This is a genomic window from Blastococcus sp. SYSU DS0541 (assembly GCF_054050875.1).
Genome location: NZ_JBJHAD010000006.1, coordinates 147,008 through 162,163, shown reverse-complemented (window position 1 = coordinate 162,163; position 15,156 = coordinate 147,008). Strand labels below are relative to the sequence as shown.

Sequence of the window (15,156 nt, the reverse complement as noted above, 5' to 3'; positions counted from 1 at the left end):
CAGGGGCCTGCCGCGAGCGAAGCGAGCGGTGGGGGCGGCGGGGCCCGTTCTCAGATCAGGCGGTTGGTCCAGAACAGGCTGAGGACGGCGCCGATCAGCACCACCAGGACGCCGGCCCGCACGAACCACGGGCTGATGTCCTTCGGCTCGGTGGTGTAACCGATCTGGCTGCCCAGGTCGGCGTACACCTGCTCCAGCTCCGCGGCGCTGGCGGCCTCGCTGTAGCTGCCGCCGGTCTGGTCGGCGATCTCCTCGAGCGCCGCGCGGTCCACCGGCACCGGCACCCGCTCGCCGTCGATGTCGAGGGTGCCGTAGTCGGTGCCGAACGCGATCGTGGAGACCGGCACCCCGGCGGCGCGCGCGGCCTCGATGGCCTGCGTGTCGTCCCGGCCGACGGTGTTGGTGCCGTCCGACAGCAGCACGATCCGGGCCGGCGGCGGCTCCTGGCCGCTGCTCTCCAGCGAGGCCTGGAAGTTCTCGATCGCGGCCAGCGAGGTGAAGACCGCCTCGCCGATCGCCGTCGCCTCCGCGAGGTCCAGGTTCTCGATGGCGACCGCCACCTGCGCGCGGTCGGTGGTCGGCGGCACCACCGTGGTGGCCGTACCGGCGAAGGTCACCAGGCCCAGGTTGATCCGCTCGGGCAGCACGTCCACGAACTCGGTCGCCGCCCGCTGCATCGCCTGGAACCGGGTCGGCTCGACGTCCTGGGCCTCCATGGAGAGCGAGACGTCGACGGCCATGACGACGGTCGCCCGCTCCCGCGGCACCCGCACCTCGGTGCTGGGCACGGCGAGCGACACCACGAGCGCGGCCAGGCCGAGCGCGACCAGCCCGAACGCCAGGTGCCGCTTCCAGCCGGGCCGCTTGGGCACCAGCGAGCCGAGCAGCGCCACGTTGGTGAACCGGGCGGCGTAGGCCTTCCGCCGCAGCTGCAGCACCACGTAGACGGCCACCAGCAGGGCGACCACCAGCAGGGCCAGCAGCCACCACGGGGACTGGAACGTCATCGAGAGGCCCCTCCGCTGCCGGCACGCCGGCGTTCGGCGACGAAGCGGACGACGTCCATGAGCCAGTCACGGTCGGTCCGCAGTTGCAGGTGGCCGGCCCCGGCCCGGCGCAGCGCCGCGGCCACCCGCGCGCGCTGGGCGGCGGCGCCCTCGGCGTACCGGGCGCGGAACTCGGCGTCGCCGGTCGGTACCTCGAGCGTCTGGCCGGTCTCGGGGTCGACGACGGTGAGCAGGCCGACGTCGGGCAGCTCCAGCTCGCGGGGGTCGACGACCTCGACCGCCAGCAGATCGTGCCGGGCGCCCAGGCCGCGCAGCGGCCGCTCCCAGTCGTCGTCACCCAGAAAGTCGGAGATCACCACGACCAGGCCGCGCCGGCGCGGGGGGCGGCGCAGGGTCTCCAGGGCCGCGGCGAGGTCGCCCCGGCGGCCGGTGCCGGCCCGCGGCGTCGCCACCACCGAGCGGAGCAGCCGCTCGGCCGCGAGCCGCCCGGGCAGCGCCGGGTACCGGTCGACCCGCTCCCCCGTGGTGACGACGGCGCCCAGCCGGTTGCCGCCGTGCACGGTGAGGTGCCCGACCGCCGCCAGCCCGGCGATCGCGAGGTCGCGCTTCTGGCAGTTCGCGGTACCGAAGTCCAGGCTCGCCGAGAGGTCGACCACCGCCCACGTCTCCAGCTCGCGGTCGGCGATGGTCTCCCGGACGTGCGCCACCTGGGTGCGGGCGGTGACCGGCCAGTCCATGCGGCGGACGTCGTCGCCGGGGTGGTAGGTGCGCGAGTCGCCCGCCTCGCTGCCCGAGCCGGGGACGAGGCCGAGGTGGTCGCCCTGCAGGAGGCCGTCCAGCCGGCGACGCACGGTGAGCTCGAGGCGGCGGAGCAGCACGTCCGCCGGCCCGTCGGTGAAGCGCGGCGGCGCCCCGTCCTCACCCCCCGGGCCGGCGCCCGAGCCCGGCGTCGCCGGGTGCAGCAGCAGCCCCTTGTGCTCGGGCGCGGCCGGCGGCGGCTCCGCCCGGCGACGGCGGCCGATCACGTCCGCTGCGACCCGGGTGCGCCGTTGTGGCTGCCGTGCGCGCCGTGCTCGCCCGGCGCCGGCCGGCCGGGACCCTGCGGTCCGTGGCCGTAGTGCGGGCCGGCCTGCGGCTGCGGCCCGTTCTGCCCCCACGGCCCACCCTGCGGCATGCCTTGCGGCGGGCCGAAGAAGGGCCCGGCCTGCCCCTGGGGCACGGACGGCCCGCCCGGCACGCCGGGGCCCCCGCCCGAGGCGCCCTGGCGGGGCGCCACCTGCGGCAGCGGGACGGTCTGCACGATCCGCTTGACGATGTGGTCGGCCGGCACGCCGTCGGCGAGCGCGTCGTAGGAGAGCACCAGCCGGTGGCGCAGCACGTCGGCGGTTACGTCGAGGACGTCCTGCGGGAGCACGTAGTCCCGCCCGCGCACGAGCGCCAGCGCCCGGCCGGCCGCGATCAGCCCGAGCGAGGCCCGGGGGCTCGCGCCGTAGGAGACCCACGTCGCGACGTCCTCCATGCCGTGCTCGCGCGGCGACCGGGTGGCGACGACGAGGCGCACGACGTAGTCGACGAGGGCGTGGTGGACGAACACCTGCGAGGCGGTCCGCTGCAGCCGGCGGAGCTCGTCGGGGCCGAGCACCGTCTCGGCCACCGGGGGCTGGGAGCCCATCCGGTAGATGATCTCGCGCTCCTCCTCGGAGCTCGGGTAGTCGACCAGCACCTTCATGAGGAAACGGTCGCGCTGGGCCTCCGGGAGCGGGTAGACGCCCTCGTTCTCGATCGGGTTCTGGGTCGCCAGCACGAGGAACGGGTCGGGCAGCGGGTGCGTCACGCCACCGATGGAGACCTGCCGCTCGGCCATGACCTCCAGCAGCGCCGACTGCACCTTGGCCGGGGCCCGGTTGATCTCGTCGGTGAGCAGGAAGTTGGCGAAGACCGGGCCGAGCTCGGTGTCGAAGGCGTCCTGGCCGGCCTTGTAGATGCGGGTGCCGATGATGTCGGCCGGCACCAGGTCGGGGGTGAACTGCAGCCGGGAGAAGGTGCCGCCCACGACGGTCGCCAGCGTCTCGACGGCGAGGGTCTTGGCGACCCCGGGCACGCCCTCGAGCAGCACGTGGCCCCGGGCGAGGAGCGCGACGAGCATCCGCTCGACCAGACGGTCCTGGCCGACGATGACGCGCTTGATCTCGAAGAGCACCCGTTCCAGCCGGGCGGCGTCGACCGAGGGGGGCACGGGCGCCTGCGGGTGGGCGGGCGCGCTCTCGGTCGGTGTGCTGGCAGCGCTGGACACGTGGCTCCCTGGTCGTGCCGGGCCGCGACCACCCGGCTCGGGCAGGCCGTCGACGGGGCCGTGCCGTGCCGGCCCCGGCCCAGTGTCCTACACCGGAGCCGTGTGCCGCCGCGCCGTCGCGACCCGCCGCGCGTCCCCTCCTGGAACGACTGCGGAGGGAGCGCGATATCCCTGCCCACGGCAGGCCGGGGCTGCTAGCGTGTGCGGTGCGTCGGGCAGCTCCCCCCGTGGCTGCCCGACGCCTCACGTCCGGCGGTGGGTCCGCCGCTCAGCGGGCGCTGGGGCGCACGGCGCCCACGTAGCCGCGCCACCACATCGCCGACACCTTGACCACGTCGCCGCTCTGCGGGGCCTGCACCACCTGGTTCCCGCCCAGGTACAGGGCGACGTGCGTGATGGAGCCCGGGTTGCCCGGGTCGGTGCCCCAGAAGACCAGGTCACCGGGGCGCAGGTCGTCACCGGCCACCTTGGGCAGCGCGGCGTACTGGTCCCGGCTGTTCCGGGGGATGCGGATGCCGGCCTGGGCGTAGGCGTACTGGGTGAGGCCGCTGCAGTCGAAGCCCACGACGCCCGCGTCGGGGTCCTGGCCGGGGCCGGGGCCGCGCGTCCCGCCGCCGCCCCAGGCGTACGGCAGGCCGAGGTGCGCCATGGCGGCGTCGATGGCCTGCTGCGCCGCGGAGGCGTCGCCGGAGCCGACGGGCGCCGGGGTGCTGACCGGCCGGTCGCCGCCCCCGGGGGCCGGGGCGGGAGCGGGGGCCGGTCGCGGCGCCGGGGCCGGGGCCGCGGCCGGGGCCGGGGCCGGGGCCGCGACGACGGTCGCCGTGAGCTCCGCCGCCTCCCGCTCGCCGACGAGGTCCTGCAGCTCCTCCTGGGCGGTGGCGAGCTCCTGCTGGAGCTGCTGCTCCTCGGTCGCGAGGTCGGCGGCCTGGGCGCGGGCCGAGATCTCAGCGGTGCGCGCGATCTCCAGCGTGGCCGTCGCCTCGGCCTGCAGCGCGTCGGCCTCGACCAGCGCGGTCTGCGCCACGGCGTCGGCGCGGTCGGCGCTCACCTTGAGCTCGGCGACCCGGACGAGGACGTCGGTCCGGTGCGCGCCGGCCGCCTCGAGCAGGGCGGCGCGCTCGACCAGCTGGCCGGGGTCGCCGGCCGTGACCAGCGCCGCCGCGCCGGAGTAGGTGCTGCCCTCCATGTAGCTGCGTCGCGCGAAGGCGACCACGTCGTCCCGGGCCACGCCGAGTTCGGCCGCGGCCTGCGCCGAGGCGGCCGCGGCGGCGTCGGCGTGTGCCCGCGCCGCCTCGAAGGCCTCCTGCGTCGCCTGGTACTCGTCCAGCGCGATCGCCGACCTGGCGCGGGCGGCGTCCACCTCGGCCTGCGCGTCCGCCAGCTGCCCGCTGAGCGCACCGATGCGGTCGGCGACGGCGGCGGCGCGCCCCTCGGCGGCGGCGATCTGGCTGTCGCTGGGTCGGCGGGGCGCCGCCTCCGCGACCGCCGGGGTCAGCCCGAGCAGGACGAGACCGGCGAGCGCCGTCCCGGCGACCCGCAGCACCGTGCGGGCCCCCGGGGTGCGCGCCGTACCGCTCCGGATAGCGCTGTCCACGTTGTCCGACCTCTTCCAGCACATCGACGACCGGCGCCCGGGCAGGGCGCCACCGTGCTGGTGATCGGTGCGGACGGGGACGTCGTTGAACGCCTCTCACCCCGACGGGTGGGACCCCAGGTCGGGTGAGACGGCGGGAGGTGGGACGACGGCGGCTAGTTGACCTTGCGCTCGCTGCCGGCCCAGAAGTCCTCGCGCAGCTTGAACTTCTGGATCTTCCCGGTGGCGGTGCGGGCCAGCTCGTCGCGGAACTCGACCCGCTTGGGCGCCTTGTACCCCGCGATCCGCGCCTTGCAGTGGGCGATGATGTCCGCTTCCGTGGCCTGCTCCCCCTCGGCCAGGACGACGATGGCGGTGACCATCTCGCCCCACTTGTCGTCGGGGATGCCGATGACCGCGACCTCCGCGACCGCCGGGTGGCTGAACACCACGTCCTCGACCTCGATCGAGGAGACGTTCTCGCCGCCGGTGATGATCACGTCCTTCTTGCGGTCGGAGATCGTCAGGTAGCCGTGCTCGTCGAGCGATCCGCCGTCGCCGGTGTGGAACCAGCCGCCCTCGAGGGCCTCGGCCGAGGCGTCGGGGTTCTCCCAGTAGCCGGCGAGCACGGTGTTGCTGCGCGCCAGCACCTCGCCGCTGTCGCTGATCGCCATCCGGGTGCCGATCGACGGCACGCCCGCGCGGGAGAGCCGCTTGGCGCGCTCCTCGGGGTCGAGGTCGTCGTACTCGGCGCGCGGCCGGTTGATGGTCAGCAGCGGGGCGGTCTCGGTGAGGCCGTAGATCTGGTTGAACTCCCAGCCGAGCTCGGCCTCGACGCGGGCGATCGTCCGGGACGGCGGCGGCGCACCGGCGACGATGATCCGGACCCGGTCGCGCCCGGGGATCTCGCCGTCCCAGTCGGCGGCGGCGTCCAGGACGGCGTTCCAGACGGCGGGTGCCCCGGCCATCACCGTGACGCCGTGCTGGTCGACGCGGCGCAGGATCTCCGCGCCGTCGATCTTGCGGATCACCACCTGGCGGGCGCCGACGCCGGCCATGGCGTAGGGCAGGCCCCAGCCGTTGCAGTGGAACATCGGCAGCGTGTGCATGTAGACGTCGCGGTCGCTGACCTGCATGTGCATGCCGAAGGTGACCGCGTTGACCCAGATGTTGCGGTGGGTCATCTGCACGCCCTTGGGCCGCGCCGTCGTCCCGCTCGTGTAGTTGATCGTCGCCGTGGCGTCCTCGTCGGGCTCCGACCACGGCCGCGCCTCGTCGTCGAACCGGAGCAGCTGCTCGTACTCGTCCCCCGTGCCGAACCGGTGGTCGGTGCGCACGCCCTTGAGCGAGGTCTCCAGCTCGGGGTCGACCAGCAGCACCCGGGCGCCGGAGTGGCCGACGATGTACTCGACCTCCTCGGGCTGCAGCCGGAAGTTGATCGGGACCGCGACGCGGCCCGACGACGGCACCGCCAGCAGCACCTCGAGGAGCCGGGCGGCGTTGTGGCTGACGATCGCCACCCGCTCCCCCTCCCCGACGCCCAGCGCGTCGAGCCCGGCCTGCAGGGCGCGGCCGCGCCGGGCCACCTCCCGGTAGGTCACCTCGCCCAGGGACGGCGCGGGCTGCGCCGGCTCGTCGACGATGCCGACGCGGTCGCCGTAGACGAGCTCCGCGCGGTCGAGGAAGTCGCGACTGGTGAGGGGTACGCGCATGCCGGCTCCCGGGCTGCTGGGCCGGCGCGGGCCGGCCGTCGACGTGGTCCCCGTCACGCTAGCGGTCGGCGGGGACGGCGACGAGCGGCGAGGCGCCCGGCCGGCCCGGCGCCGCTCCAGCCGGGATCAGGGGACCTGATCACGGGGCGTCCTCCCGCACCGCGGGCCGTGCGGCAGGACGCCCGGCGGTGAGGGAGGACGCGGTCAGCCGCCGGCGACCAGCCGGGGCAGCGCGGTGCCGATCGGCTCGCGGACGACCAGGTCGGCGACGTCGTCGTAGGGCGTCGGCTCGGCGTTGACCACCACCACGCGGGCCCCGTGGCGGACGGCGACGTCGACCAACCCCGCCGCCGGGTGGACCTGGAGGGACGTCCCCACCGCGAGCAGCACGTCGCAGTCGGCGGCCGCGTCCACGGCGGCCTCGACGACGTCGGGGTCCAGCAGCTGCCCGAAGCTGATCGTCGCCGACTTGAGGATCCCCCCGCAGGCCCGGCAGGCCGGGTCGGGCTCCCCCGCCGCCACCCGGTCCAGCGCCTCGGCCATCGTCGTCCGGGCGCGGCAACCCAGGCACTCGACCTCGTGCACGGTGCCGTGGATCTCCACCACCCGCGCGGGGTCCGAGCCCGCCGCCTGGTGCAGCCCGTCGACGTTCTGGGTGACCAGCGCGCGCAGCCTGCCCTGCCGCTCGAGGTCGACCAGCGCGGCGTGCCCGGCGTTGGGCCGCACGTCCTGCGCGCCCAGGTCGCGGCGCATCAGCCAGGCGCGGCGGCGGATGTCGGGGTCGGCCACGTAGTAGGAGAGGGTGACCAGCTTCTCGGCGTCCGGGTCCCGCGTCCACACGCCGTTCGGGCCCCGGTAGTCGGGGATGCCGCTGTCGGTGGAGATGCCCGCGCCGCTGAGCACGGTGATCCGACGCGCGGCGGTCAGCCAGCCGGGCAGCGGGTCGGGCAGCGGGTCGGGAACGGTGCCGCTCACCCCTGCCACGGTAGGGGTACGCGCAACGCCGCGGCCGCGCGCCGAGAGCCTGCCCGGGCCAGGCGCCCGGCCGGCGGCGCCAGCAGCACGACGGCGCACGCGTAGGCGGCGCCGAGCAGGGTGTCGACGACGTAGTGCTCCCCCGACCAGACCAGCACCAGGGGCATGAGGACGGCGTAGGCCACCAGCGCGGCCCGCTGCCATGCCCGCCGGGCCAGCGGCAGGAGCACGAGGCACATGAGGACGGCGAAGGCGGTGTGCAGCGAGGGGACCGCCGCGACCAGGTTGACCTGGCCCTGGCTGGTGTCCAGCAGTACCCCGGCGCGGGGCAGCCCCAGCACCTCCCACCCGGCGCTGCTGATCCGTGCGACCGGCTCGATGACGCCCTGCTTGGCCGCCAGCCACGGCGGCGCCGCCGGGTAGAGCACGTAGGTGACGAGCCCGGCCAGGGAGAGCGCCACCACGAGGCGGGCGCAGTGCGCCCAGCGCGCGCGGTCGCGCAGCCACAGCACCGCGAGCACCACGGGTGTGAGGACGAAGTGGCTGCTGTAGACCAGCGTCGCCACGGCCTTCCACCAGTCGGCCTGCACGTGCTCCTGCAGCCAGACCGTGGGCAGCACGCCGCCGGTGAGCCAGCGGTCCGCGTCGGCCACCTCGCGGACGTGCACCGGCACCCCGAGCCCGTCGGCCAGCCCGCGGGTCGCGTCGTAGGCCAGCAGCACGGCCACCAGCGGCAGCCAGTCGGCCAGCAGGCGGAGCACCCGGCGCCAGCCCTGCGTGGCGGCGTGCACGGCCAGCCCGGCGAGCACCCACCCGAGCAGCACCACGCGGTCGGTCGGCAGGCCGCGCGCGGCGCAGGTCAGCGCGAACGCCACCAGGAGGCCGCCCCAGAGCCCGCCGGCGACCACCCGGGCTCGGGTACCGGGCGCGCCGGCCGCGGCATCCGCGGCGTCCCGGAGGACGGGCGGGGCCGCCGCCAGGGCGGGTGCCGATGGGTCGACCGCGGTCATGGCGCGGGACCGTAACCGCACCGCGACCCACGGTCGGCACACGCGGCCGCGGCGCGCCGTCGGCCGCCGAGCGGTGGGGCTGCTGCGGCTGCGCGGACGGGAGGGTCACGAGCCACCCGGAGCTCCCGGCCCGGTTTCCCGACCCGTGACAGGGGTCACCGGGTGAAGGAAGGGTCGCCTGACTCGGTGCTCCCGGCCGCGGGCTGGGATGATCGGGGGTGGTCAACGACGCGTGATGAACCACGAGGGGTAGGCGCAGAGAAGTGGCAGCCAGCAAGGACAGCTTCGGGGCCCGGTCGACGCTCGACGTCGACGGCACCCAGTACGACATCTACCGGCTCGACGCGGTGGAGGGCGCGGAGAAGCTGCCCTTCAGCCTGAAGGTCCTCCTCGAGAACCTGCTGCGCACGGAGGACGGCGCGGACATCACCGCCGACCACATCCGGGCGATCGCCAACTGGGACCCGTCGGCCGAGCCCGACCAGGAGATCCAGTTCACCCCGGCCCGTGTGGTCATGCAGGACTTCACCGGCGTGCCCTGCATCGTCGACCTCGCCACCATGCGCGAGGCCATGGCCGAGCTCGGCGGCGACCCGCAGAAGATCAACCCGCTCGCCCCCGCCGAGCTGGTCATCGACCACTCCGTGATCGCCGACATCTTCGGCACCGAGGACTCGTTCCAGCGCAACGTCGAGATCGAGTACGAGCGCAACGGCGAGCGCTACCAGTTCCTGCGCTGGGGCCAGGGCGCCTTCAGCGACTTCAAGGTCGTCCCCCCGGGCACCGGCATCGTCCACCAGGTCAACATCGAGCACCTGGCCCGCGTGGTCTTCCCGCGGCAGGAGGGTGACCGCGTCGTCGCCTACCCCGACACCTGCGTGGGCACCGACAGCCACACCACCATGGTCAACGGCCTCGGCGTGCTGGGCTGGGGCGTCGGCGGCATCGAGGCCGAGGCCGCGATGCTCGGCCAGCCGGTGTCGATGCTCATCCCCCGCGTGGTGGGCTTCAAGCTCTTCGGCCAGCTGCCGGACGGCGCCACCGCGACCGACCTCGTCCTCACCATCACCGAGATGCTCCGTCAGCACGGCGTGGTCGGGAAGTTCGTCGAGTTCTACGGCGAGGGCGTCTCCGCGGTGCCGCTGGCCAACCGCGCCACGATCGGCAACATGAGCCCCGAGTTCGGCTCCACCGCGGCGATGTTCCCCATCGACGAGGAGACCATCACCTACCTGAAGCTCACCGGCCGCGACGAGCAGCAGGTCAAGCTGGTCGAGGCCTACGCCAAGGAGCAGGGCCTCTGGCACGACGCGTCCCGCGAGCCGGCCTTCTCCGAGTACCTGGAGCTCGACCTCGGCTCCGTCGTCCCCTCGATCGCCGGCCCGAAGCGCCCGCAGGACCGCGTCGCGATCACCGACGCCAAGCCGGCCTTCCGCGCGGCGCTGGCCGACTACGTGGCCGACGACGAGACCGGCGGCGAGGACCGCAAGCCCGGCGTCCCGTCGCAGGAGAAGCCCTACGGCGTCACCTCCTCGGTCGACGAGGCCGTGGCCGAGACCTTCCCGGCGTCCGACCCGATCGCCGAGACCCACGGCAACGGCGAGGCCGGCAAGCCGCACCACTACGACGGCCACGACGTCGGCCGACGCCCCTCCAAGCCGACCCGTGTGGTCATGGAGGACGGCACCGAGACCGAGATCGACCACGGCCACGTCGTGATCGCCGCGATCACCTCCTGCACCAACACCTCGAACCCGCAGGTGATGATCGGCGCCGCGCTGCTGGCCAAGAACGCCGTCGAGCGCGGGCTGACCAGCAAGCCGTGGGTGAAGACGACGCTGGCCCCCGGGTCCAAGGTCGTCATGGACTACTACGAGAAGGCCGAGCTCACCCCGTACCTGGAGAAGCTGGGCTTCTACCTGGTCGGCTACGGCTGCACGACCTGCATCGGCAACTCCGGCCCGCTCCCCGAGCCGGTCAGCCAGGCGGTCAACGAGGCCGACCTCGCCGTCGTCTCGGTGCTCTCCGGCAACCGCAACTTCGAGGGCCGGATCAACCCGGACGTCAAGATGAACTACCTGGCCTCGCCGCCGCTGGTCATCGCCTACGCGCTCGCCGGGTCCATGGACGTCGACCTGAACAACGACCCGCTGGGTCAGGACACCGACGGCAACGACGTCTTCCTGCACGACATCTGGCCGTCGCCGCAGGAGGTCCAGCGGGTCATCGACCACGCCGTCTCCGCGGAACAGTTCGGCCGCAGCTACGAGGACGTCTTCGCCGGCACCGAGCAGTGGCAGAACCTGCCCACGCCGACCGGTGACACCTTCGAGTGGGCCGAGGACAGCACCTACGTGCGGCGCCCTCCGTACTTCGAGGGCATGCCGGCCGAGCCGGCCCCGGTCGAGGACATCACCGGCGCCCGCACCCTGGCGGTGCTCGGCGACTCGGTGACGACCGACCACATCTCCCCGGCCGGCTCGATCAAGGCCGACAGCCCCGCGGGCAAGTACCTGCGCGAGCACGGCGTGGACCGCCGCGACTTCAACTCCTACGGCTCCCGCCGCGGGAACCACGAGGTCATGATCCGCGGCACATTCGCCAACATCCGGCTGCGCAACCAGCTGGTGCCCGGCACCGAGGGTGGCGTCACGAAGAACCACCTGACCGGCGAGACGACGACGATCTACGACGCCTCGCGCGCCTACATCGACGCCGGCATCCCGCTGGTCGTGCTGGCCGGCAAGGAGTACGGCTCCGGGTCCTCCCGCGACTGGGCCGCCAAGGGCACCGCGCTCCTGGGCGTCAAGGCCGTCATCGCGGAGAGCTACGAGCGCATCCACCGCTCGAACCTCATCGGCATGGGCGTCCTGCCGCTGCAGTTCCCCGAGGGCCAGGACCGCGAGTCGCTCGGCCTGACCGGCGACGAGGAGTTCACCATCACCGGGATCACCGCGCTGAACGACGGCGAGGTCCCGCGCACGGTGAAGGTCAAGGCTCAGGCATCGGACGGTCGGACGACCGAGTTCGACGCCCGGGTGCGCATCGACACCCCCGGCGAGGCGAACTACTACCGCAACGGCGGGATCATGCAGTACGTCCTCCGCTCGCTGCGCGGCTCGGCCGCCTGATGGACCTGGGTCTGGGCGGCCGCGGGTACCTGCTCACCGGCGCGAGCCGGGGGCTGGGCTTCGCGACCGCCCGGACCCTCGTCGACGACGGCGCCCGGGTGCTGGTCAGCTCCCGGACGCCGGAGTCCGTGGACGCCGCCGTCGCCTCCCTGGGTGGGGCGCCGGCGGCGTCCGGCATCGCGGCCGACCTGGCCGACACCGGCGCCGCCGAGCGGCTGGTCACCTCCGCCCGGGAGTACCTGGGCAGCATCGACGGCGCGCTGATCTCCGTCGGCGGCCCGGCGCCCGGAAGCGTGCTCGACGTCGCCGAGGAGCACTGGCGGACCGCCGTGGAGAGCGTGCTGCTGGGCCCGCTGCGCCTGGTCAAGGCGCTCGTCCCGCACCTGTCGGACGGCGCCGCGATCGTCTTCGTCCTCTCCGTCTCCGCGCGCCAGCCGATCGGCCACCTGGCGATCTCCAACGGGCTGCGCCCCGGGCTGGCGATGACCGCCAAGGCCCTCGCCGACGAGCTGGGGCCGCGCGGCATCCGGGTGCTCGGGCTGCTCCCCGGCACGATCGCCACCGACCGGATCGCCGAGATCGAGGCCGCATCCGGTGACGCCGCCGCGATGCGGGCCCGTACCGAGGCAGCCATCCCGCTGCGCCGGGTCGGTCGCCCGGAAGAGTTCGGGCGGGTGGCGGCCTTCGCCCTCTCCCCCGCCGCCTCCTACCTGACCGGGACGATGGTCGCCGTCGACGGCGGCGTCACGCGCGCCCTGTGAACGCCCCGGTCCTCGTCGCCTGCGCCCACGGCACCCGCAACCCGACCGGCCGGCGGCTGATCGCCGAACTGGCCCTCGCCGCCCGCGCCCAGCGCCCCGGGCTGGTGACGACCGCGGCGTTCGTCGACGTGCAGCCACCCACCGTCGTCGACGTCGTCGCCGGCCTCTCCGCCGAGGGGCGCCCCGCGGTCGTCGTCCCGCTGCTGCTGTCGGGCGGCTACCACGTGCACGTCGACATCGCCGGGGCCGTCGCCGCGCACGACGCCGCGGTCGCCGCCCGCCCGCTGGGCCCCGACCCCCGGCTGGCCGCGGTGCTGCACGACCGGCTGCGGGAGTCCGGTGCCGACCCGGGCGACCCCCGTACCGCCGTCGTGCTGGCCGCCGCCGGCTCCAGCGACCCGCGGTCGGTGGCCGACGTCCAGCGCACGGCCGCCCTCCTCCAGGGCTCCTGGGCCGGTCCGGTGACCACCGGCTACGGCTCGGCCGCCACGCCGCCGGTGCCCGACGCCGTCGCCGCGGCGCGGTCCCGGGGCGCCCGGCAGGTGGTCATCGCCGCCTACCTCCTCGCCCCGGGGCACTTCCACGACAAGCTCGCCGGTGCGGGGGCCGACGTCGTCACCGCACCGCTGCTCCCCGACGAGCGGATCGCCGCCGTCCTGCTCGACCGCTACGACGCCGCGCTGCCTGCCGTCGCACCCGGCCGATGACCTCGCCGCGGTGACCTCGCTGATCGGCCTGCGTCTGTCTCGCCCCCGTGGCGCACACCCTGCACGCCCTCTACCGGTGGTGGACCGGGCCGTGCTGCACGCCCTCCGCACCCACCACGCCGAGTCCGCGCCGCCGCGGCGCCGGACGACTTCCACCGCGGGCGGGTGAGCCCCCGGCGCACGGCCCGGCTCAGGCCTGCCAGCCGAGCAGACCGCCGCCGACCGCGACCGTGAGGACGAGCACCGCGGCGGCGACCACCGGCACCAGCGGCGTCCACCAGGAACGGGCGAGCGCGAGCCGGATCAGCCACGCCGCGAGCACCAGCCAGAGCACCCAGAGCGGGAGCAGCGCGTACGACGGCACGGCGAGCCCGCTCACCAGGTAGAAGTAGCCGACCACCAGGTGGGCCGCCCCGGCCACCGCGGCGAGCGCCAGGGCACCGAGGTCGCGGGCGGTCGAGGTCGGCACGGCAGGAGTATGGCCCCACCGGGCGGCCCCTCAGATCGGTCCGGGGTCCGATCCGCACGTTTCCGTTGCAGTGGCTGGAAGCAGCGGGCGTCGCCGGCGGACCGGACCGCTGACCTACTGTGGAGTGCGATGGACGGGGACGAGCGCAGGGACGCCGATCCCGCCGGCGAGGTGCCGCCTCAGGTCGCAGGGGACCTCGGCGCCGCGGACGGCGCGGCGGCGGGCGCCGAGGACGGCACGGCTGACTCGGGCCCGCCCACCGCCGCGCAACCCTCGACCTCCACCGGAGGGTCATGGCCGGTCCGTTCGTGGAGCCGGCCCGTCGCCGTGGCGGCCACCGCGGCGCTCACCGTGGCGCTGGGGTTCGCCCTCACCGTCCAGATCCGCAACACCGCCGAGCCGACCGACCAGGACGTGCGCCGGGAGGCCGACCTGGTCCTCCTCCTGGACGAGCTCAACGCCCGCGAGGAGGCCCTCCGCCAGGAGATCGGCGACACCCGGCAGACCCTCGACGACCTCGGCAGCGGCCAGGAGGAGTCGGGCAGCGTGCTCGAGGAGGCGCGCTCCCGCGCGGAGGCCATCGGCATCCTGGCGGGAACCCTCCCGGCGAGCGGTCCCGGCGTGGTGCTGACCGTCCAGGACCCCGACGGCACGGTCCCCGCCTCGGTGGTCCTCGGCGCCATCCAGGAACTGCGGGGCGCGGGCGCGGAGGCCCTCGAGGTCGACGGCGTGCGGGTGGTGGTCTCCAGCGCGGTGACGGGCTCCCCCGGCGCGCTGCGCATCGACGGCCGGCCGCTCACCTCGCCCTACGAGTTCCGCGCCATCGGCCCGCCCGCCGCCATGGAGATCGCCCTCTCGGTCTCCGGCGGGGTGATCGCCGACATCGGCCGCGAGGGCGCGCGGGCGCGGGTGGAGCAGGTCGACGAGGTCCGGGTGGAGGCGATCGTCGGCTGAGCCGGGCTCACTGCGGGATGAGCAGCCCCCGCAGCTCCTCGGTGAGGGCCTCGCGCGCCTCGGGGTGCTGGTGCCACGCCGCCGGGGTGACCTGGAACAGCGAGATCCGCCACCGGCCGCGCCCCTCGTCCACGGCGACCATCGTGTGGACGGCGTTGAGCTCCGGGTCCAGGTCGCCGGCGCCCGCCGGGATCATGCCGGCGTGCGCGGTGAGCATCGCGACGCCGTCGCCGACCGGGCGGACCGAGCGGACCACGGCCACGTAGGCGGGGGTCTGGTGCGACGCGAACACCTGGCGCAGGTCCGCCGCGATGGAGAGCCGGCCGCGGTGGTGGCTCCCGTCGAACCCGATGATGTCGCCGTCGTCGGCGAAGCCGGCCGCCACCCCCGCGCCGCTGCGCCGGTTCCAACCGTCGATGAACTCCGCGTACAGAGCCTGGATCTGGGCGTCCTGCGGGTGCGCTGCGGTCACGTCTCCTCCTCGCTGGCGTTCGCCGGTGCGTGCCGACGCCTGCTGCGGTCCTGCGTGGCCGCGCCAGCCCGGCCACGTGTCCCGGCTGCGGC

General features: G+C 74.9%; 13 protein-coding genes. 4 read left to right on the top strand and 9 right to left on the bottom strand.

Annotated features, from left to right (window positions below):
- Nucleotides 1-50: 50 nt before the first annotated feature.
- The 7 genes from ACI794_RS09175 to ACI794_RS09145 form a co-directional block, all read right to left on the bottom strand.
- The gene (locus ACI794_RS09175; protein WP_456602470.1) at nucleotides 51-1,007 is read right to left on the bottom strand and encodes a VWA domain-containing protein; all 957 of its coding nucleotides are present in this window, start codon (nucleotides 1,005-1,007) and stop codon (nucleotides 51-53) included.
- Nucleotides 1,004-2,032 (bottom strand): DUF58 domain-containing protein, encoded by a 1,029-nt coding sequence (locus ACI794_RS09170; protein ID WP_456616210.1) that lies wholly within the window; start codon nucleotides 2,030-2,032, stop codon nucleotides 1,004-1,006. Before ACI794_RS09170 ends, ACI794_RS09175 begins: the two co-directional genes overlap by 4 nt.
- Nucleotides 2,029-3,300 carry an AAA family ATPase gene (locus ACI794_RS09165; protein ID WP_456616209.1) on the bottom strand — a complete coding sequence of 424 codons (1,272 nt, stop codon included), beginning with the start codon at nucleotides 3,298-3,300 and terminating at the stop codon, nucleotides 2,029-2,031. Before ACI794_RS09165 ends, ACI794_RS09170 begins: the two co-directional genes overlap by 4 nt.
- Before the next feature lie 268 nt (nucleotides 3,301-3,568).
- A complete protein-coding gene (locus ACI794_RS09160) occupies nucleotides 3,569-4,894 on the bottom strand; it encodes an NlpC/P60 family protein (protein ID WP_456616208.1) in 1,326 nt (441 codons plus the stop codon).
- A 155-nt stretch (nucleotides 4,895-5,049) separates the two neighbouring features.
- Nucleotides 5,050-6,585 carry a long-chain-fatty-acid--CoA ligase gene (locus ACI794_RS09155; protein ID WP_456602474.1) on the bottom strand — a complete coding sequence of 512 codons (1,536 nt, stop codon included), beginning with the start codon at nucleotides 6,583-6,585 and terminating at the stop codon, nucleotides 5,050-5,052.
- A 204-nt stretch (nucleotides 6,586-6,789) separates the two neighbouring features.
- Nucleotides 6,790-7,560, bottom strand: a complete 771-nt coding sequence (locus ACI794_RS09150; RefSeq protein ID WP_456616207.1) for an SIR2 family NAD-dependent protein deacylase — start codon at nucleotides 7,558-7,560, stop codon at nucleotides 6,790-6,792.
- Nucleotides 7,557-8,570: a phosphatase PAP2 family protein gene (locus tag ACI794_RS09145; protein ID WP_456616206.1), complete on the bottom strand. Its 1,014-nt coding sequence runs from the start codon at nucleotides 8,568-8,570 to the stop codon at nucleotides 7,557-7,559. The genes ACI794_RS09150 and ACI794_RS09145 overlap by 4 nt, the downstream gene beginning before the upstream one ends.
- A 263-nt stretch (nucleotides 8,571-8,833) precedes the next feature.
- Here ACI794_RS09145 and ACI794_RS09140 point away from each other — a divergent pair, with 263 nt between their 5' ends.
- From ACI794_RS09140 to ACI794_RS09130, 3 genes are read left to right on the top strand one after another with little or no spacing between them, the layout of a single operon-like run.
- Complete coding sequence (locus tag ACI794_RS09140) at nucleotides 8,834-11,701, top strand: aconitate hydratase (RefSeq protein ID WP_456602477.1); 2,868 nt, start codon at nucleotides 8,834-8,836, stop codon at nucleotides 11,699-11,701.
- Nucleotides 11,701-12,462 (top strand): SDR family oxidoreductase, encoded by a 762-nt coding sequence (locus tag ACI794_RS09135; protein ID WP_456616205.1) that lies wholly within the window; start codon nucleotides 11,701-11,703, stop codon nucleotides 12,460-12,462. The genes ACI794_RS09140 and ACI794_RS09135 overlap by 1 nt, the downstream gene beginning before the upstream one ends.
- Nucleotides 12,459-13,169 (top strand): sirohydrochlorin chelatase, encoded by a 711-nt coding sequence (locus ACI794_RS09130; protein WP_456602479.1) that lies wholly within the window; start codon nucleotides 12,459-12,461, stop codon nucleotides 13,167-13,169. The genes ACI794_RS09135 and ACI794_RS09130 overlap by 4 nt, the downstream gene beginning before the upstream one ends.
- Nucleotides 13,170-13,359: 190 nt before the next feature.
- Here ACI794_RS09130 and ACI794_RS09125 read toward each other — a convergent pair whose 3' ends face one another.
- The gene (locus tag ACI794_RS09125; protein ID WP_456616204.1) at nucleotides 13,360-13,638 is read right to left on the bottom strand and encodes a hypothetical protein; all 279 of its coding nucleotides are present in this window, start codon (nucleotides 13,636-13,638) and stop codon (nucleotides 13,360-13,362) included.
- Between the two features lie 327 nt (nucleotides 13,639-13,965).
- Between ACI794_RS09125 and ACI794_RS09120 the strand changes: the two genes are divergently transcribed.
- A complete protein-coding gene (locus tag ACI794_RS09120; RefSeq protein ID WP_456616203.1) occupies nucleotides 13,966-14,592 on the top strand; it encodes a DUF881 domain-containing protein in 627 nt (208 codons plus the stop codon).
- Between the two features lie 7 nt (nucleotides 14,593-14,599).
- Here the strand turns inward: ACI794_RS09120 and ACI794_RS09115 are convergent, their stop codons facing one another.
- Nucleotides 14,600-15,064, bottom strand: coding sequence for an SgcJ/EcaC family oxidoreductase (locus tag ACI794_RS09115; protein ID WP_456616202.1), 465 nt, complete (start codon nucleotides 15,062-15,064; stop codon nucleotides 14,600-14,602).
- Nucleotides 15,065-15,156 lie beyond the last annotated feature (92 nt).

What these genes read in the sequence shown, in the direction of transcription:
- ACI794_RS09175 (WP_456602470.1), bottom strand. Translation starts at nt 1,007, where the DNA reads ATGACGTTCCAGTCCCCGTGGTGGCTGCTGGCCCTGCTGGTGGTCGCC.
- ACI794_RS09155 (WP_456602474.1), bottom strand. Translation starts at nt 6,585, where the DNA reads ATGCGCGTACCCCTCACCAGTCGCGACTTCCTCGACCGCGCGGAGCTC.
- ACI794_RS09145 (WP_456616206.1), bottom strand. Translation starts at nt 8,570, where the DNA reads ATGACCGCGGTCGACCCATCGGCACCCGCCCTGGCGGCGGCCCCGCCC.
- ACI794_RS09135 (WP_456616205.1), top strand. Translation starts at nt 11,701, where the DNA reads ATGGACCTGGGTCTGGGCGGCCGCGGGTACCTGCTCACCGGCGCGAGC.